We start from the raw sequence: 19,493 nt of genomic DNA, 5'->3' as shown, positions 1-19,493 counted from the left end.
TTTAAAATCAATTTAAAACAATAAAGGCGGGACTCCCCGCCTTTGTCATATTCCATCAAAATTTATTTCCAAATTCGATGATCTAATACTCGTTTTTTAATTTCAGGATAAAGGTCTATTTTAAATTCGGGCTCTTTTCCTTCTTTTAATTGGCGTTGATAATCCTTCATTAACTTCCACACAATCGGGGAAAGTAAAACGATCGCGACTAAGTTAATAATTGCCATCACAGCCATCACAGTATCCGCAAAATTCCACACAACATTACCTGATTTTACCGAACCGAAATAAACGAAGAATAATACCGATAAACGGAATGCCCATACAAACCAAGGTTTATTTTTAATAAAGCGAATGTTACTTTCTGCGTAAGCATAGTTACCGATAATAGAGGAATAAGCGAAAAGCAATAAAATGAAAGCTAAGAAGTGTACGCCAAACTCCCCGACATGATAACGCAATGCGTTTTGCGTTAAGGAAATACTTTTCAGTGTTTCACTGCCATAGTTATCAGAAAGCAGGATAATCACCGCCGTACAAGTACAAACGATCATGGTATCTACAAACACACCAAGCATTTGTACTAAACCTTGACTAACTGGATGTTTTACATGAGCGGCAGCCGCTGCATTTGGTGCAGAGCCCATCCCCGCTTCATTAGAGAATAATCCACGTTTAATCCCCATCATCATGGCTTTGGAGACTAAAGCACCAAACATACCACCTGCGGCTGATTGGAAAGTAAAAGCACTTTTATAAATATTGGCTATTACCGTCGGAATCATATCAATATGCATACCTAAGATAATTACCGCCATGATTAAATAAAAGAGTGCCATCATCGGTACTACGCTACTAGAAATGGTCGCAATACGTTTTACACCACCAAAAATAATTGCAGCAGTTAATACCACTAAAAACAGACCTACATATTCACCTTGCCAATCCCAAGCATTTTTAGTTGCTTCTACGATTGAGTTTGCTTGAACTGAATTAAATGCAAAACCAAAAGTAAAAATAAGTGATACCGCAAACGCTACCGCTAAGCAACGTGATTTTAAACCTTGTGTAATATAGTAAGCAGGGCCACCACGGAAAGAGCCATCTTTATCTTGAATTTTGAATACCTGTGCTAAAGTCGATTCTGCAAAAGCACTCGACATACCAATAAATGCCGTTACCCACATCCAGAATACTGCCCCTTCGCCACCAAGTGCAATGGCTGTTGCCACACCACTGATATTACCGACACCAACCCGGCTTGCTAGTCCTGTCGCAAACGCTTGGAATGGCGTTAAAGAATTTCCCTCTGCTGCACGTCCAAACCACATTTCACGTATACTTGTAGGGAAAAGACGTAACTGCACTAACCCAGTAGTAATGGTAAAAAATAGACCTACACCTAATAAAATAACAATGGTGATATTCCATAATGGTTCATCAAAATGTTCGATAACCCATGTCAATCCTTGTTCAATCCAGTTCCCAAATTCTGTCAGCATAAAAACCTCACTTAAAAAATCCATATTCTGATTGTAAATAGACAAAAGAAAAAATCCAGTTTTCTTAGAGGAAAACTGGATTCTTATCCTATAACATAAAATTTATTCAAATTTTCACTGTATTTTTAGATTAAATCTATTCACAGTTTAAAAATAACGCAGCTGCGCCACGAACACCACCGGAATCACCATGTTTTGCTTTTTTGATTGGTGGCACTTTTGCACTACGCATTAAATGAGCAGGCAATGCTTTTGGTAAGGCTTCATAAAGATAATCAAAATTCGATAAACCACCGCCGAGCACAATCATATGCGGATCAAATGCAGTGATAATGTTGCCGATAGAAATAGCCGCTAATTCAACAAAAATACGAACAAAATCAACCGCACTTTCCTCTTTCGCATAAAAGCGATCGATAATTTCTTTGGCTGATAACTCTTCCCCTTTTAAATCACGGTACAACATTTCAAAGCCGCGACCAGAAATATACGTATCTAAACAGGCCTGATTGCCACAACCACATTGATAAATAGGTGCTTTATCCCAGCCCAATAATTTTAAGGCATGATAATTTAATTGAAGATGGCCTAACTCCCCTGCCATCCCGACTTGTCCTGAGTGAATTTTTCCATTAATTACAAAACCACCACCAAAGCCCGTCCCCAAAATAAGTCCTAATACAGAAGGATATTGGGTATTTTCTTCATCACAGGCTTCAGAGAGTGCAAAACAATTTGCATCATTTTCTGCCCGCACTTCACGATCTAAAACGCGTTCAAGATCGGCTAAAATTGGCTTATTATCTGCAACACGAATATTCGTCACTTCAGCAAGCCCAGTTGTTAAATTAACAAATCCAGGCAAGCCTAAACCTACTGTGCCTTTTTCACCAAAGTGGGCATCCGCGCGTTCTACTAGCGTTTTGATCGCCTGTAACCAATCTAGATAATCGGTTTGTGGCGTTGGCACACGCTCGGTATAAAGTTTTTCTAATTTTGCATTAAAAGCAGCCAATTCAATCTTTGTGCCACCGATATCAATACCGTAATACATATTGTCTCCTTAAAAGAGCGGTCAAAATTATTGAAATTTATAGGTTGTATTTTCCTTGAAATCAAAATGAAAATCCATGACAAAAATCATATTTTCTACAAGCAATAAAAAAGACCGACTTTATCACTAAAACCGGTCTTTGATGTTATTTATTGTTAAACAAGCCTTTCTTCTGTAAGAAACCAAAAATAATCAAATGAACAATCCATGCCGAAATTATCGCCACAAATAAATCAATTGGATAATGCATTCCAAGGCGGACTCGGCTAATCAACATTAATACGCCCCAAATGGTCATGGCACCAATCAGTAATTCCGCTTTAAAAGAACGTTTCCCTAATAATTGGCTGAATCCGACGGCTAACATAAGCCAAGTGGCTGCAAAAATAGAATGTCCTGATGGGAAAGAATACCCCGTTTCATCTTCATAATGCGCTTTTAACCAAGCCGGTGTATCCGCTTGTGTAGAATAAAATTTATCCACTAATTTTGCACGTTCTGAACGATCTTGATGATAAAAAGCATCTGTCGTACTTTCTGTTTTTTCTGCTAAATAGACGGTGAAAGGACGTGGCTCGGCAAAAACCGTTTTTAAACCTGTTTTAATTACTTGTGTAGATAATACCGACAGGCCCATTACAATCACGCCCATAATCCACTGTTTACGGTTTTCAAAAAGAAAACGGAAAAGTAAAGCAAACACACCACAGGTAATTAAAGCGTAAGGCACGCTACCGGTTTCGGTTAAAAGATAAAGCCAATAATCCCATTCCATTAATTGGTTGTTTCCATGCCAATGATAAGCAAAACCCCAAACAAAAAATGGTACAAGACAAAGGAATAACGTATATAATGACAGCCTTTTAAACATTGTTGCCTCTTGATAATAAAAATAAAGTACGCATTTTAGCAGAATAAAGTTGAAAAAAGGATAAGTTATGTCAAAAATCCAATTGGTTGCCCAAGCCAATTTGCCTACCGAATATGGCATATTTAAAATGGTCGGATTTGAATTTCCCGATACAAAAAAAGAACATGTCGCGTTAGTGATGGGTGATATTTCAAACCCAGATGAGCCAGTGCTCGCCCGCATTCATTCTGAATGCTTAACGGGTGATGCATTACACAGTTTAAAATGTGATTGCGGTTTCCAGCTTGCCGCCGCATTACGTCAAATTAGCGAAGCGGGTCGTGGTGTGTTGATCTATCATCGTGAAGAAGGTCGTGGCATTGGTTTAATTAATAAAATTCGTGCTTATGCATTACAAGATCAAGGGATGGATACCATTGAAGCCAATCTTGCATTAGGTTTTAAAGCCGATGAACGTAACTTTAATGTATGTGCAGATATGTTTGAATTATTAGGGGTGAAACAAGTGCGCCTGATGACAAACAACCCGCAAAAAGTCGAAACCATGAAAAAAGCGGGCATTAATATCGTAGAACGTGTACCGTTGAATGTAGGTGAAAACCGTTACAATACGAAATATCTTGATACCAAAGCAAAAAAAATGGGCCATTATATCGTGCATAATAATGAAGAGCATTTAATGACTTGCCCACATTGCCAAGAAGAAGTGATTTAATAAAAAAGCCATACAACTGTTGTATGGCTTTTCTTTTGCCAAAACAATTATTGATTAACGCCCCAATGACGAGTGTCTTTATCAAATTTCATGCCTGAATGGGAGCCTTCTGAACCATTAAAATAAACGTCTTTATTTGCGCAAGCTGAAATTACTAATGCACCAATAACAATAAGAATTAATTTTTTCATTGTGTTTACCTTTTTAAAACTAACTTGCCAAAATTGTATCACAACTTCCCCAGCTTTTTCCTGCTTAAATTAGTCATTTTCTTGCAAAAGTTATCCTTGGCTTCTACAATACCGCCTCATTTTTAACTTGTAGTTCGCAAACCTCCTACATAAAAAAACTAGGTATTCTATGAATATTTCAAATCCTAATCACAATCGTAAAGCCCTTGTGATCTTCTCAGGTGGACAAGATTCCACAACCTGTTTAATTCAAGCCATTGCTGAATATGGCGTGGAAAATGTGGAAACGGTCACCTTTCAATACGGCCAGCGCCATGCCATTGAATTAGAAAAGGCCCGTTGGATCGCTCAGGATCTCGGTGTAAAACAAACGTTGATTGATACGTCCGTCATCAAATCCATTACCCATAATGCCTTAATGGATGCAAACTCAGATATTGAACAAAAAGACGGGGAATTACCGAATACCTTTGTGGATGGCCGCAACGCACTCTTCTTATTGTATGCGGCAATTTACGCAAAAGGACAAGGTATCAATGACATTATCACGGGTGTATGTGAAACAGATTTCAGTGGTTATCCGGATTGTCGTGATGTGTTTATCAAATCCATGAATGTCACCCTTAATTTAGCCATGGATTATCCGTTCAATTTAAAAACACCGTTAATGTATCTTACCAAAGCACAAACTTGGGCATTAGCCGATGAATTAGATGCGTTAGATTATATTCGTCAGCACACTCACACTTGCTACGAAGGTGTTGAAGGCGGTTGCGGGGAATGCCCGAGCTGTAAATTGAGAGATAAAGGCTTGCAGGAATATTTAGCCACAAAAGCAAAAGCTTAGTATCTCAACAACTCAATCTATAGCAGATTAAATAGGTTCAAATGAATCCAAAGTGCGGTCAAAATTCACGTCAAATTTTGACCGCACTTTTACTTGATATAGTATCCTTCTCTTTTCTCATCTTTAATTTTATAAATGCGTCATTTTTTGATAAAATCACGCTAATTTTTTTATAAATAAGTAACTAATTTTAAAAATGACTACAAATTATTCTGCTCAAGAAATTACGGTTCTGAAAGATCTCGAACCGGTGCAAATTCGCCCCGGCATGTACACGGACACTACCCGTCCAAATCATCTTGCTCAAGAAGTTATTGATAACAGTGTGGATGAAGCCCTTGCGGGTTTTGCCACCAAAGTTGAAGTAATTTTACATGCTGATCAATCGCTTGAAGTTATTGATAATGGACGCGGGATGCCAGTGGACATTCATCCAACGGAAGGCGTTTCTGGTGTGGAAGTGATCTTAACTAAGCTTCATGCAGGCGGTAAATTCTCGAATAAAAACTATGAATTTGCTGGTGGTTTACACGGGGTGGGGATTTCTGTCGTCAATGCCCTTTCTGAACGCGTTGATATTCAAGTTAAACGTAACGGCGAAGTATATAAAATTGCCTTTGAAAATGGCGTAAAAGTAGAAGAATTAGAAGTCATCGGGACTTGTGGCAGACGTACGACCGGCACCACTGTTCACTTCAAACCAAACCCAAAATATTTCGATAGCAAGAATTTTTCTGTTAGTCGTTTACGCCACTTATTGCGTGCGAAAGCCGTGCTTTGTTCAGGCTTAGAGATTAAATTTGTCGATAAAGTGAATAACACCGAAGATGTGTGGTGTTATCAAGATGGTTTATCCGATTACTTAACCGAAGCAGTGAATGGTTTTGAAACCTTACCTGAAAAACCTTTTGTGGGTGAATTTAAAGGTTCCACCGAAGCGGTAAGCTGGGCATTATTATGGTTACCAGAAGGTGGTGAGCTTATTGCAGAAAGCTATGTAAACTTGATTCCAACGGTACAAGGCGGAACACACGTAAATGGTCTTCGCCAAGGCTTGCTCAATGCCATGACTGAATATTGTGAATTCCGCAATAAATTACCACGTGGGGTGAAATTAACTGCAGACGACATTTGGGATCGCTGTGCTTATATTCTTTCTCTGAAAATGCAAGATGCTCAATTTGCTGGCCAAACAAAAGAACGTTTATCTTCCCGTCAAAGTGCGGTCTTTGTTTCGGGTGTTTTAAAAGATGCCTTCAGTTTATGGTTGAATCAAAATGTACAAGATGCAGATCGCTTAGCTGAAATGGCGATCAGTTCTGCACAACGTCGTCTGAATGCAGCCAAAAAAGTCGTGCGTAAAAAATTAGTGAGTGGTCCTGCTCTACCGGGTAAATTAGCCGATTGTGCATCACAAAATTTAGAAAAAACCGAATTATTTTTAGTAGAGGGTGACTCTGCGGGCGGCTCGGCCAAACAGGCGCGAGATCGTGAATATCAAGCGATCCTACCTTTACGCGGAAAAATCTTAAATACTTGGGAAGTCGCCAGTGATCAAGTGCTTGGCTCAACGGAAATTCATGATATTGCTGTGGCGCTTGGTATCGATCCTGATAATGAAGACTTATCTCAACTTCGTTACGGGAAAGTCTGTATTTTAGCCGATGCGGACTCTGATGGTTTGCATATCGCCACCCTACTCTGTGCCCTCTTTTTACGTCACTTCCCTAAATTGGTTCAAGATGGACACGTTTATGTGGCAATGCCACCACTCTATCGTATCGACTTAGGTAAAGAAGTCTTTTATGCCCTCGATGAAAACGAAAAAGAAGCAATTTTAGAACGCTTAAAAGGTAAAAAAGGCACTTTAAACGTACAACGATTCAAAGGTTTAGGTGAAATGGATCCATCACAATTACGTGAAACCACCATGGATCCGAATACACGCCGTTTAGTTCAATTAACCTATGAGCTAGGCGAAGATCAAGGCGCGGAAACATTAGAATTAATGGATATGTTACTTGCCAAAAAACGAGCGGAAGATCGCAAAAATTGGTTACAAACCAATGGCGACCAAGTGGATTTAGCTGTTTAATTATTTGAGGTCAATCATGAACGAACAACGTCGAGATTTTTTTAAAAACAGTGCACTAGGCCTAGCAACAATTACATTAGGTGCTGGTTTAAGCCTTATTCCTTCTGCTCAAGCAGAAGAAAAAGCCTCAAATACAGCAACCACTGCAGTTGAGAATTTACCAGAGATTGAAGCTGAACTGACGCTTGCGCCAAATGTGCCAAAACCGATTGAGCGTAACTATCCAGCAAAAGTCGTGGTAAAACTGACTGCACTTGAGCAAATTATGGATTTAATGGATGGTGTGCAATTTAAATTTTGGACATTAAATGGTAGCGTGCCTGCGCCGTTTATTCGTGTGCGCGAAGGCGACATGGTGGAAGTGCAACTTTCCAACTCAGCGAGTTCAATGATGCCACACAGTATCGATTTCCATGCTGCTGCTGTGCCAATGGGTGGTGCTATCGCAAGTGAAACCCCACCAACGCACACATCAACCTTCCAATTTAGAGCATTGCGTTCGGGCATTTATTTGTACCACTGTGGCAGCCAACCTGTAGATATTCACCTTGCTAAAGGGATGTATGGTTTAGTTTTAGTTGAGCCAAAAGAAGGCTTGCCAAAAGTGGATCGCGAATTTTACATCATGCAAAGTGAATTCTATACCAAAGGTGAATTTGGCGATCCTGGCTTGCAACCATTCAGTATGCAAAAAGCCATTGATGAACGTCCTGAATACGTCCTCTTCAACGGCAAAGTCGGCGCAACAATGGATGGAAATGCCTTAAAAGCGAAAACCGGTGAAACCATTCGTCTATTTGTAGGAAATGCTGGACCAAATTTATGCTCTTCTTTCCACTTAATTGGTGCCGTATTTGATAATGTGTATGTGGAAGGCGGTACGCTTGTTAATCATAATGTTCAAACTACCCTGATTCCATCCGGCAGTGCCACCATGGTGGAAACACGAATTGATGTACCAGGCACTTATGTCTTCATGGATCACTCGATTTTCCGTGCTGTAAATAAAGGCACGATGGGACAAATAGTGGTCGAAGGCGAAAAAAATCCGAATATTTATTCCGGAAAACTAAAAGACGAAGCCTTTAAAGAAGCCAATCCACAAAAACCGCAACCTGTTCCTTACGAAATTGACAGTCATAAAGGAATGGATATGGGACATTCTCATCACGAACACTCTGATGCGAGTTCCGGTGCAACAAGAAAATAGATTAGAAGAATATGAGCAATATTAATTACGAAGGCATCGAGCAGATGCCACTTCGCACCTTTACAGAAAAGGCTTATCTTAATTATTCAATGTACGTCATCATGGATCGTGCATTGCCTTTTATTGGTGATGGCTTAAAGCCTGTCCAACGTCGTATTGTTTATGCGATGTCTGAACTGGGTTTAAATGCTGCAGCGAAATTTAAAAAATCTGCGCGTACCGTCGGTGATGTATTAGGTAAATTCCATCCACATGGTGACTCCGCTTGTTATGAAGCCATGGTATTAATGGCTCAGCCCTTTTCTTACCGTTATCCTTTGGTGGATGGCCAAGGAAACTGGGGAGCGCCAGATGATCCTAAATCATTCGCGGCAATGCGTTATACAGAATCTCGTCTGTCCAAAATTTCTGAGATTCTATTAACTGAATTAGGTCAAGGCACTGTTGATTTCCAACCGAACTTTGATGGTACCTTAGAAGAACCTCAATATTTGCCTGCACGTTTGCCTCATATTCTGTTGAACGGCACTACTGGGATTGCCGTCGGGATGGCAACCGATATTCCACCACACAATATTAATGAAGTGGCTGATGCCGCTGTCCTGCTATTAGATAATCCAAAAGCAGGATTAGATGATGTACTTAATATCATTCAAGGCCCAGATTTCCCAACTGAAGCGGAAATTATTTCGCCAAAAGATGATATTCGCAAAATGTACGAAACCGGTCGTGGCTCCATCAAGATGCGTGCAACATGGCATAAAGAAGACGGTGAAATCATCATCAGCGCACTTCCTCATCAATCTTCACCCTCTAAAATCATTGCACAAATTGCTGAGCAAATGACGGCGAAAAAATTGCCTATGGTAGAAGATATTCGTGATGAGGCGGATTATGAAAATCCTGTGCGTATTGTACTTGTACCTCGTTCAAATCGCGTTGACACGGATGCCTTGATGGCGCATTTATTTGCGACGACGGATCTCGAAAAAAGCTATCGTGTGAATATGAATATGATCGGACTTGATCATAAACCAGCTGTGAAAGGTCTACTTCAAGTTCTTACCGAATGGCTGACATTCCGTCGTACAACAGTAACGCGTCGTTTACAACATCGTTTAGATAAAGTACTCGCTCGTTTACACATTTTAGACGGTTTGATGATTGCTTTCCTCAATATTGATGAAGTGATTGAAATTATTCGTACTGAAGATGAACCTAAACAAGTTTTAATGGCTCGCTTTAACTTAAGTGATGAACAAGCAGAAGCCATTTTAAACTTACGTTTGCGCCATTTAGCCAAATTAGAAGAACATCAATTACAAGCTGAAAAAGATAAACTCGAAGAAGAGCGGTCAAATTTAGAGTTAATTTTAGGATCTGAGCGTCGCTTAAATACCTTGATCAAAAAAGAAATTCAAGAAGATGCGAAAAAATACGCCAGCCCTAGAATGTCTCAATTAGTTGAGCGTGAAGAAGCGAAAGCCATTTCTGAAAGTGAAATGACTCCAGCAGAACCTGTTACCGTCATCTTATCTGAAATGGGCTGGGTACGCTGTGCAAAAGGTCATGACATTGATCCGATAGGATTAAGCTATAAAGCAGGTGATAAATATCTCGCGCACGCTTGCGGTAAAAGCAATCAACCGGTGATTTTTATTGATAGTACTGGTCGTAGCTATGCTTTAGATCCATTAAGCTTACCTTCTGCGCGTTCACAAGGTGAACCGCTCACCGGTAAACTCACATTACCGGCTGGTGCAACCATTGAACAGGTTATTATGGAACCTGAAAAACAAGAATTATTGATGGCATCAGATGCAGGATACGGTTTTATTTGCAAATTTGAAGATTTAATTGCACGTAATAAAGCTGGAAAAGCCTTGATTTCTTTGCCAGAAAATGCGAAAGTCTTGAAACCTGAGAAACTTTCCGAGTCGGCCTCACTTCTTGTGTCCCTCACTTCAGCGGGTCGAATGCTGATTTTTCCGGTACGGGATTTACCGGCATTATCAAAAGGGAAAGGCAACAAAATCATCAGTATTCCAGCAGCGAATGCAAAAGCGCGGTCAGAATTATTGGTGAAATTGTTCTTAATTTCAGAGCAAGCCAGCCTTGAGTTCCATTCCGGTAAACGAAAAATCACATTAAAACCGGAAGATCTGCAAAAATTCCGTGCGGAACGCGGCAGAAAGGGCTCCCAATTACCACGTGGATTACATAGTAATGTTGACATTGTGGTGGTTGAACCTGAACACAACTCATAAGAATTCTCGAAACCAAACTAAATAGGAGGATATTTCGTGAATATTGTTTTTGATACCTATCAAACACTTGCTTTAGCAAGTTTTGTATTATTACTCGGTTTTTTTCTAGTAAAACGCATTCGAGTTTTACAAACATTTAATATCCCTGAGCCTGTTGTTGGCGGCTTTATTGTGGCTATTGCATTAACCATTTTATACAAAGTAAATGGCACTTCATTCACTTTTGAGAAAAGCTTACAAACCTCTATGATGTTGGTATTCTTCTCCTCTATCGGTTTAAGTGCAAACTTTGCCCGCTTAATTAAAGGCGGAAAACCATTAGTTATCTTCCTATTGGCGGCAGCAATACTCATTGTTTGCCAAAATGTCATCGGTATTTTAGGTACTCAATTATTAGGCATTGATCCTGCTTACGGCTTACTTGCTGGTTCAGTTACCCTAACCGGTGGTCATGGTACAGGTGCGGCATGGGCAGAAACATTCACTAAAGAATTTAATCTACCGGCTGCGACAGAAATCGCCATGGCATGTGCTACATTCGGTTTAGTCTTTGGTGGTATCTTAGGTGGTCCAGTATCTCGTTATTTATTAAATCATCAAAAACAAGGTGAGAACCCAGAGAATGATGAAGTAGATGACGTACAAGAAGCATTTGAGCACCCAACTTACAAACGAAAAATCAATGCGCGTTCAATCATTGAAACCATCGCAATGCTTTCTTTATGTTTACTCATCGGTCAATACTTAGATGGCTTAACAAAAGGTACTCACATTCAATTACCAACATTCGTATGGTGTTTGTTTACAGGTGTAATCATTCGTAACAGCTTAACCCACTTATTCAAATTCCAAGTGGCTGATTCAGCGATTGACGTATTAGGTAGCGTAGGTTTATCTATCTTCTTAGCAATTGCGTTAATGTCTCTCAAACTTTGGGAATTAGCAGGTCTTGCAACAGATGTATTAGTTATCTTAGCGGTTCAAGTTGTCTTCATGGCTTTCTTCGCTATCTACGTCACATACCGTATGATGGGTAAAGATTATGATGCAATTGTATTAAGTGCGGGTCACTGTGGTTTCGGTCTCGGCGCAACACCAACAGCTGTTGCTAACATGCAAGCGATTACCAGTCGTTTCGGACCATCTCACAAAGCGTTCTTAATTGTACCAATGGTAGGGGCATTCTTTATCGACTTATTAAATGCCGGTATCTTAAAAATGTTCTTAAGCGTTGTTGAAGCGCTTCACTAATAAAATGTGAAAAAGAAAGGCTGACATTTTGTCAGCCTTTTTATTTACTTGCTACTCAGTAAGTGTCTTCACTAAATCCATCACAAATTCTAACCGCGCTTTGTTTTCTGGGAGGGCTTTTACAAACTTAAATTTTAATGGTCCATCAAAGCGATAAACAATTGGATTTTGTTGAATTAATTTGATGAATTTTTCTGGATCAACTTTTGCTGAAGGTGAGAATTCAATAAAGCCACCTTGAGCCCCTGCATCGATTTTCAGTACTTTTAATGGTTTCACCATTAAACGCATTTCAGCAATTTGTAAAAGATTTTTCGTTGCTTCAGGTAATAAACCAAAGCGATCAATTAATTCAACTTTTAATTCGTCTAACTCTTGCTTACTTTCCGCTGCCGCAATCCGTTTATAGAATGACAAACGCATATTCACATCGCCAAGATAATCATCTGGCAATAAAGCTGGAACACGTAGCTCAATTTCAGCTTGTTGATGTGTAATCTCTTCTAATGAAGGTTCTCTGCCCTCTTTTAAGGCTTTGACTGCCGCATCAAGTAATTCCATATAAAGTGAAAAACCGATGCTTTCAATTTGCCCACTTTGTTCATTCCCTAATAATTCACCTGCACCGCGGATCTCTAAATCGTGCGTCGCAAGAATGAAGCCTGCACCTAAGTTATCTAAACTTTCTAATGCCTCTAAACGACGTTTTGCATCTTTCGTCATTAATTTCGGCGGAGGTGTAAGCAAATAGGCATAAGCTTGATGATGGGAACGTCCTACTCGACCACGCAACTGGTGAAGCTGTGCCAAGCCAAAATTATCTGCACGTTCAATAATGATCGTATTTGCCGTTGGTACATCAATCCCTGTTTCAATAATGGTAGAACAGACTAATACGTTATAACGTTGATGATAAAAATCACTCATCACGCGTTCAAGTTCACGTTCTCTCATTTGACCATGTCCAATCACAACTCGTGCTTCTGGTACAAGTGCGGTCAGTTTTTCAGCCGTATTTTCAATACTCGCCACATCATTATGTAAATAATAAACTTGCCCGCCACGCAAAATCTCACGCAGAATCGCTTCACGAATAATTAAATCATCTTTCTGGCGAACAAACGTTTTGATACTCACTCGGCGAGCTGGTGGTGTCGCAATAATAGAAAGATCGCGAATACCATTCATCGCCATATTCAAAGTGCGAGGAATTGGTGTTGCGGTAAGCGTTAAAATATCAATATTCGCTCGAAGTTGTTTAATTTTCTCTTTTTGTCCCACTCCAAAGCGATGTTCTTCATCAATGATGAGTAAGCCAAGATCAGAAAACTTCACATCGGATTGAATTAATTTATGGGTTCCAATCAGAATATCGACTTTTCCTTCGGCTAAATTTTCTAAGATTTGTTTTTGCTCTTTAGCTGTTTTAAAGCGAGAAAGCACTTCCACATTAACCGGAAGATTAGCAAAACGATCTTTAAAATTCTCGTAATGCTGTTGCGCTAACAAGGTTGTTGGAACCAATACGGCGACTTGTTTATGATTCATTACAGCCAAAAATGCGGCACGCATTGCCACTTCAGTCTTACCAAAGCCCACATCACCACAAACCAAACGATCCATCGCTTTAGGCTGACACATATCCGAAATGACTGCGTTAATCGCCATGGCTTGATCGTGCGTTTCTTCAAAAGGAAAGGTTGCAGCGAATTGCTGGAATTCCTCACGATCATATTTAAATTCAAAGCCTTTTTTCACTTCTCGTTGGGCATATACATCAAGTAATTCAGCGGCCACATCACGAATTTTTTCTGCGGCTTTTTGACGCGTTTTCGCCCACGATTCATTACCTAATTTATGCAATGGTGCAGTTTCATCTGAGCCACCGACATAGCGACTAATTAAATGAAGAGAACCAACAGGCACATAAAGTTTGGATTCATTCGCATAATTGATCAGCAAATATTCTGCTTTTAAGCCCCCAGTATCGAGTGTCACTAAGCCACCATAACGCCCCACACCATGATCTAAATGCACCACAGGCTGACCAATTTTTAATTCAGCCAGATTGCGCACTAAGGTATCTGGATTCACCGCCTTACGTTTATCACGCTGACGTTGTTGTACTCGCTCGCCTAAAATTTCATGTTCAGTAATAACGGCGAGTTTAGCCTCATCGAGAATAAAACCTTGCTCAAGACGACTTACCCACAGATTAAACTTGTCTTGATTGGCTTCAGATAAGGTTTTAATCTGTTTAGGTTTAATTTTTAATGGTGAAAGCAAATCTACTAAAGTTTCACGACGTCCTTCAGTTTCAACTGAAAATAAAACATTTCCTTTGAAATGTTCAATAAACTGTCGAAGTTGCGATAACGGTTCTTTTTGCTGTGATTGAATGGTCACGGCAGGTAATGCGGACACCGCTAAATTTTTCTGACGAACAGATGACCGCACTTTTTCTGCTTTAAAATTAATTTTAGGGTAATTTTTTAATGCATGATTTACTGCATCAATACTTAACCACAATAGTTCTGGCGGCAAAAGAGGACGCATAGGATCGACTTTACGATGCTCATAACGCTGTTTGGCATCAAGATAAAAACGTTCACCTTGTGCTTGATTTGTTTCCATATCTACAAACAACGTTTTTTCGGGCAAGTAATCAAACAACGTTGCCATTTCATCAAAGAATAACGGTTGCCAATATTCAATCCCTGAAATTAATGCACCTTTACTGATTTGCTGATAAATATGCTCAGGATCACGACGAATTTCACCAAAGGTTTCTCTAAATTGTGTACGGAAAAATTCAATACCTTTCTCATCTGTTGGAAATTCGTGTGCAGGTAATAAATTAATAGATTGAATTTCATCTAACGTTCGCTGCGTATCGACATCAAAAGTACGAATCGAATCAATTTCATCATCAAAAAAATCTAAACGAAATGGAACCGCACTTCCCATTGGGAAAAGATCTAAAAGTGATCCGCGCACAGCATATTCACCATGTTCTAGTACTTGCTCTACGGAACGATATCCTGCTGACTCTAATTGTAATCGCAATTTTTCAATGACAAGACGATCACCTTTTTTAATCAAAAGGACATTATGCTGTAGATATTTCGGCGGACACACTCGCTGCATTAATGTGCTAATCGGCAAAATAAAAATGCCTTTTTTAGTATTTTGCAAATGAAATAACGCACTTAAACGCGAAGAAATAATTTCTTGATGAGGAGAAAAAGAATCATAAGGCAACGTTTCCCAATCAGGAAAAAACTGAATGGACTGAGAAGTTAAATCCGGTAAAACTTGTGATAAACGAACCGCACTTTTGGTATCCGGTGTCACAACCACTGTTAATCCATCATATTGCTCAGCAATTTCACTGACAGCAAGTGCATCAGCACCCGTTAATACGTTGCCAAGAATTTTATGGTCATTTGGCTGAGTGGGAATATCAAAATTAAAATAGGTTGTTTTCATAAGTGCGGTCAATTTTTATCTCATTTTTGCGTGAATATCTGATTAGTTTAGCAAATTCAATCTAGTTTTCAATAATTATCTGTATAAAAAAACAGGGTTAATTAACCCTGTTTCTCCTATTTTTTAAGTGGTTCAAGTGGCTTCTCTTTTTTTACATGCCCATCATCATCGAATTCGATACGTGGCATGCAGCCTCTACAAGAGCCTTTATCTAAACCAAGCTCTTTACAAAACTTATTATATTCATCTACGGCTTTGCGAAACCAACCTTTTTTTTCTTGTTCGCTCATCTTGCCTCCTTTTTTAATCTTTGTGCAATTTCCGAACGTAATAATTTTAACCCATTTTTCTTGTTATAGGGTATCTGTTTTGTGATGAAATAATCTCGCATTAAAGGACAATCTTTTTCATCTAAATTCATTAAAAATCGACGAATTGCCGGCAAAGCGGAAGCTAAAGTGCGGTGAAAATAAGCGAAGTTTTTTATGCTTAACCAATCTTCATCAAGCAATTCCCAATCTACTGATGTGGTATTAAATTCCTGAGCAAGTGGATGGAAAGACAAAGGCATATTCCGTTGAAAAGATTGCTTTGCTTCTCTTTCTAATTCAATCCCTTGTGCAGAAAGCCCTTTTAGAGCAATAGCTGAATAACAACCACTACTCGCCTCTAAATGCTCGCCTAAATGAACAAGAGAAAAACCACATTTCAGCCAAAATTGAGCCAGTTCTTTTGTATAACCGAAACTCACTGATAAATAATCCACATCGGAATTTAGTGTAATATATTCAATGAGTTGTCTACCAATACCATGTTGCTGCCACATAGGCTGAACCGCAATTCTCGAAATACGTAAAGAATGCAATTCACAAGCCTTTTGTTGTTGAGCATGAAAACAAAGTGCTTGTGGCACGAGATTGCCTTTCGGGCGTCTACTACCTTGTTGAATCGCTTCAATGAGGGCTGAATCTTCAATCCCACCTTCTTTTAATGCCCAAACTGCGCCTAGTAAATCTTGTTCATTTTCAGCGGTAAAAAAACGCTGTGAATTAGCATCAAACAATCGCCGTAGATCTAATGGTGATGTACGATAATGAGCTAATATCATCAACCCATAGAATTGAGGCAATGAAGAAAGTATTTCCTCTTGTGAGCGTTCAGTTATTTGACAGAACTTGCTTTTATCGTATGCTGTTTGTTTAAAGTCATCCTCTACATTCAATAATAAAAGCTCATCAATAAATGCCTCTAAAGCATCATCTTTAGACCAACGTAGCGGTTCAATAAGCTCAAAGTCAGAGAAAGTGCGGTTAATTTTTTGCTTAAATTTAAGCTCAAAGCCTCGCCCGGTTCCCTCATAACTATGAATGGTTGTCGTAAATAAAATATGCTTAAAATGCTGGGAAAAAGCGCTAAGTTGAGCAATCGGCAGCATTGCCGCCTCATCAACAAAAAGCCACGCATTTTCAAAAAAAGATGGATCATTTTGCAAAGCAAGGAAAAGCGCATCTGGTGCAATAAAGATAATCTCTTTTTGTGAAAATTCAGCCAAAATATTGACCGCACTTTTATTTGGAGCTGTAAGGTAAATTTTAGTATCCAATTGATTCGCTAATAAGCCTGCTAGAGCTGATTTCCCTCTTCCTCGTTTGGCTGTAAGAAAGTAAAGTTCAGATTTTTTTTGTAAGATTTGCTCAATGATTTTCTGCTGATCTAAGGTCGCATTGTGGTTTACAAATAACTGCTGAAAAGTGCAGTCAAATTTTAAATCATTTTGATGATAAAGGATGGGAAAACCATATTTATGAATACAATGCTTAAAATATGCAATAAATCTTGGCGTCGTAATTGCCTCAAGCGAACCTGACCAACGAAGACTATCTTCGTCTATTTGGGAATCAAGTTTCTCCCAATTTGATAGCAAGACAATTAAGGCACCATTCATTTTCAATGTCCCGGCCGCAATGGCGAGCGCCTCTAAATGGATACCTTTTCGGGCATCAAACAAGATCGTCTCAAACTCTTGCCCAAGAAGATTTTGAATTTTAGAAAACTCATTAATGATCAAGGTATTTGCCGGCAAATTAGACGGCATATTCTCACTGATCAAAATTTGAAAATGACGTGTCATGAATTATTTTTCTAAATATGCTTCTAATTCAGCTACATTTTGAGACCATTCATTACTGAGTTGTTCTATCCATAAAGCAATATCAGATGTCCAATTGGGTAATGACGTGTCTTGAGCCAATTTGGCGATATTCTGAACATTAACAAGTCCCACTGATGCTGCAGCACCTTTTATTTTATGTGCCACATCTGACACCATTTGTTGCATATCTGCGTTTGTAAGATAATCTTCATACGCCGTTTCTAATTCATCTAAATAAATTGGCATCCACTGTTTGAATAACTCTACATTAGCTTTAGCTTGTGATTTTCCAATTAACTCAATAAGTGAAATATTAATACCTTCTTGAACTAGAGAGAGCTCTTCTTCATCAGAGGTAGTCTCGATATCATCACCTAAGAATGTTTTAAAACATTGACGTAATTCCGTCAGAGAAAGAGGCTTACGCAACACGCCATCCATACCCTGATTTTGATATTCTTCTTCGCTGTGCATCACGTTCGCTGTAAAGGCAATTAAAGGTGGGAGAAAATCATAAATCCCTTCTTCGTAGTTTTTACGTAGATAGTATGCAATATCAAAACCTGACATATCTGGCAACTTAATATCAAGAAAAACAATATCATAAGTATTTTTCTCAAATAATTGGATAGCCTGTTCACCATTCATCGCTACATCAACATAATGCCCTTGCTTTTCAAGAATACTTTTGGCCACAACAACATTCAATTCAACGTCTTCTACTAATAAAATAGACAGATGCTGCATGGCTTTTTCAGCATTACCATCATGAGCCTGAGCTTTTTCTGCAATGATCGTTAAGTAAAAGGTTGAACCTTTTTCCAGTTCACTCTCAACCGTTAAATCCCCTTTCATTAATTGAGCTAAATTCTTAGAAATTGCAAGACCAATGCCACTTCCCGCAGAACGATGAATATTATCTTTAACCTGATAATACATGGTAAAAATCTTATCTAATTCGCAAGGTGCAATACCTGCTCCCGTATCAGTAACACTAAATTGATACTGATTATCTTGCATTTTCTGCACCCTTAGAATAACGTCACCTTTGTCAGTGAATTTGACGGCATTACTAATTAAATTCCAAAGAATTTGGCTAAGGCGAGCACGATCAAGATAAAGCCAATTAGGTAAATTATCATCCAGTTTTAAAGAGAATTTTAGCCCCTTTTGCTCCGCCATCAAGGTGCCAAAATTATAGAAATCATTAAGTAGTGAATGGAAATCACAAGGCTGGATATTTAATTCAATACGCTTAGAGTCGATCTTATCTAAATCAATAATATCACTAAAAATATGGCCTAAACTGACCGCACTTAGATTAATTGTATTGAGGTAATTTTGTTGTTGTTCTGTTAATTTGTCATCTAATAGGATTCGGCTAAGACCAATAATCCCATTTAAAGGCGTACGTAACTCATGGCTAATTGTCGCTAGTAAGGTACTTTTATCACGACTATTTTTTTCTAATCGAGCAAGCGTTTTAGAGAGCTCTAAACGGGAACGTTCTAGTCGTTCAACAAGTAGCGTAAAGAAATAAATAACAAAAGGCGCAGTAAATAAACCAAAAGTGATTGAGCGAGCAATGTCACTCCAGTGAATACCATCACTAAGAAGCGTACTTAATAAGATTTGTATACAGATAGCTAAAATCGCAAGAATAGCGATACCAAGTAAAGAGAAACGAACTCGACCTAATCGAATAACCCAATCAACATAACGTTGTGCAAAATATCTAAAGTTTTTCATGGTTTATATTGAGAAATAAAAATTGAGATCATTCTATATAATTTTTAATAAAAATCCATAAACAAAAACCCCAAGCCATTCAGCTCGGGGTTCACATTCA

14 protein-coding genes and 1 riboswitch are annotated in these 19,493 nt (G+C 38.9%); of the genes, 6 read left to right on the top strand and 8 right to left on the bottom strand.

The window, feature by feature from the left end; all coding sequences use genetic code 11:
• Positions 1 to 62: 62 nt before the first annotated feature.
• The 3 genes from O3746_RS07430 to O3746_RS07420 form a co-directional block, all read right to left on the bottom strand.
• A complete protein-coding gene (locus O3746_RS07430) occupies positions 63 to 1,502 on the bottom strand; it encodes a sodium:alanine symporter family protein (protein WP_070590891.1) in 1,440 nt (479 codons plus the stop codon).
• A 136-nt stretch (positions 1,503 to 1,638) separates the two neighbouring features.
• Positions 1,639 to 2,556 carry an N-acetylglucosamine kinase gene (nagK, locus tag O3746_RS07425; RefSeq protein ID WP_371448423.1) on the bottom strand — a complete coding sequence of 306 codons (918 nt, stop codon included), beginning with the start codon at positions 2,554 to 2,556 and terminating at the stop codon, positions 1,639 to 1,641.
• A gap of 145 nt (positions 2,557 to 2,701) precedes the next feature.
• A complete protein-coding gene (locus tag O3746_RS07420; protein WP_049365786.1) occupies positions 2,702 to 3,427 on the bottom strand; it encodes a phosphatase PAP2 family protein in 726 nt (241 codons plus the stop codon).
• A 67-nt stretch (positions 3,428 to 3,494) separates the two neighbouring features.
• On the opposite strand from O3746_RS07420, the gene ribA reads away from it, so the two are divergent.
• Complete coding sequence (ribA, locus tag O3746_RS07415; protein WP_197545384.1) at positions 3,495 to 4,142, top strand: GTP cyclohydrolase II; 648 nt, start codon at positions 3,495 to 3,497, stop codon at positions 4,140 to 4,142.
• Between the two features lie 47 nt (positions 4,143 to 4,189).
• On the opposite strand, the gene O3746_RS07410 is transcribed toward ribA, so the two are convergent.
• Positions 4,190 to 4,333 (bottom strand): hypothetical protein, encoded by a 144-nt coding sequence (locus tag O3746_RS07410; RefSeq protein WP_014065561.1) that lies wholly within the window; start codon positions 4,331 to 4,333, stop codon positions 4,190 to 4,192.
• Positions 4,334 to 4,456: 123 nt separating this feature from the next.
• A riboswitch (PreQ1 riboswitch) is annotated at positions 4,457 to 4,501 on the top strand.
• A 1-nt stretch (position 4,502) separates the two neighbouring features.
• On the opposite strand from O3746_RS07410, the gene queC reads away from it, so the two are divergent.
• From queC to gltS, 5 genes are all read left to right on the top strand, one after another.
• Positions 4,503 to 5,180 carry a 7-cyano-7-deazaguanine synthase QueC gene (gene queC / locus O3746_RS07405; protein ID WP_371448419.1) on the top strand — a complete coding sequence of 226 codons (678 nt, stop codon included), beginning with the start codon at positions 4,503 to 4,505 and terminating at the stop codon, positions 5,178 to 5,180.
• 196 nt (positions 5,181 to 5,376) lie between these two features.
• Complete coding sequence (gene parE, locus O3746_RS07400; RefSeq protein ID WP_070590873.1) at positions 5,377 to 7,275, top strand: DNA topoisomerase IV subunit B; 1,899 nt, start codon at positions 5,377 to 5,379, stop codon at positions 7,273 to 7,275.
• A gap of 16 nt (positions 7,276 to 7,291) precedes the next feature.
• On the top strand, positions 7,292 to 8,485 hold the full coding sequence (nirK, locus tag O3746_RS07395; protein ID WP_371448416.1) for a copper-containing nitrite reductase: 1,194 nt from the start codon (positions 7,292 to 7,294) through the stop codon (positions 8,483 to 8,485).
• Between the two features lie 11 nt (positions 8,486 to 8,496).
• Positions 8,497 to 10,752: a DNA topoisomerase IV subunit A gene (gene parC / locus O3746_RS07390; RefSeq protein ID WP_371448414.1), complete on the top strand. Its 2,256-nt coding sequence runs from the start codon at positions 8,497 to 8,499 to the stop codon at positions 10,750 to 10,752.
• A 36-nt stretch (positions 10,753 to 10,788) separates the two neighbouring features.
• Positions 10,789 to 12,003: a sodium/glutamate symporter gene (gltS, locus tag O3746_RS07385; protein WP_314022666.1), complete on the top strand. Its 1,215-nt coding sequence runs from the start codon at positions 10,789 to 10,791 to the stop codon at positions 12,001 to 12,003.
• Between the two features lie 51 nt (positions 12,004 to 12,054).
• On the opposite strand, the gene mfd is transcribed toward gltS, so the two are convergent.
• The 4 genes from mfd to O3746_RS07365 all read right to left on the bottom strand — a co-directional run bounded on the left by mfd (position 12,055) and on the right by O3746_RS07365 (position 19,393).
• Positions 12,055 to 15,492 carry a transcription-repair coupling factor gene (mfd, locus tag O3746_RS07380; RefSeq protein ID WP_371448411.1) on the bottom strand — a complete coding sequence of 1,146 codons (3,438 nt, stop codon included), beginning with the start codon at positions 15,490 to 15,492 and terminating at the stop codon, positions 12,055 to 12,057.
• A gap of 116 nt (positions 15,493 to 15,608) precedes the next feature.
• Positions 15,609 to 15,782, bottom strand: coding sequence for a DUF5363 domain-containing protein (locus O3746_RS07375; RefSeq protein ID WP_005697264.1), 174 nt, complete (start codon positions 15,780 to 15,782; stop codon positions 15,609 to 15,611).
• Entirely contained in the window at positions 15,779 to 17,623 is a 1,845-nt protein-coding gene (locus O3746_RS07370; protein ID WP_371448408.1) for a tRNA(Met) cytidine acetyltransferase TmcA, read from the bottom strand. Before O3746_RS07370 ends, O3746_RS07375 begins: the two co-directional genes overlap by 4 nt.
• Before the next feature lie 3 nt (positions 17,624 to 17,626).
• On the bottom strand, positions 17,627 to 19,393 hold the full coding sequence (locus O3746_RS07365) for an ATP-binding protein (protein WP_371448406.1): 1,767 nt from the start codon (positions 19,391 to 19,393) through the stop codon (positions 17,627 to 17,629).
• Positions 19,394 to 19,493: the final 100 nt, after the last annotated feature.

The sequence above is a fragment of the Haemophilus sp. 27098_8_127 genome (assembly GCF_041433495.1).
Lineage (GTDB): Bacteria > Pseudomonadota > Gammaproteobacteria > Enterobacterales > Pasteurellaceae > Haemophilus_D.
Note: the sequence above shows the minus strand (reverse complement) of the source record. Positions and strands in the feature narration are given on the sequence as shown.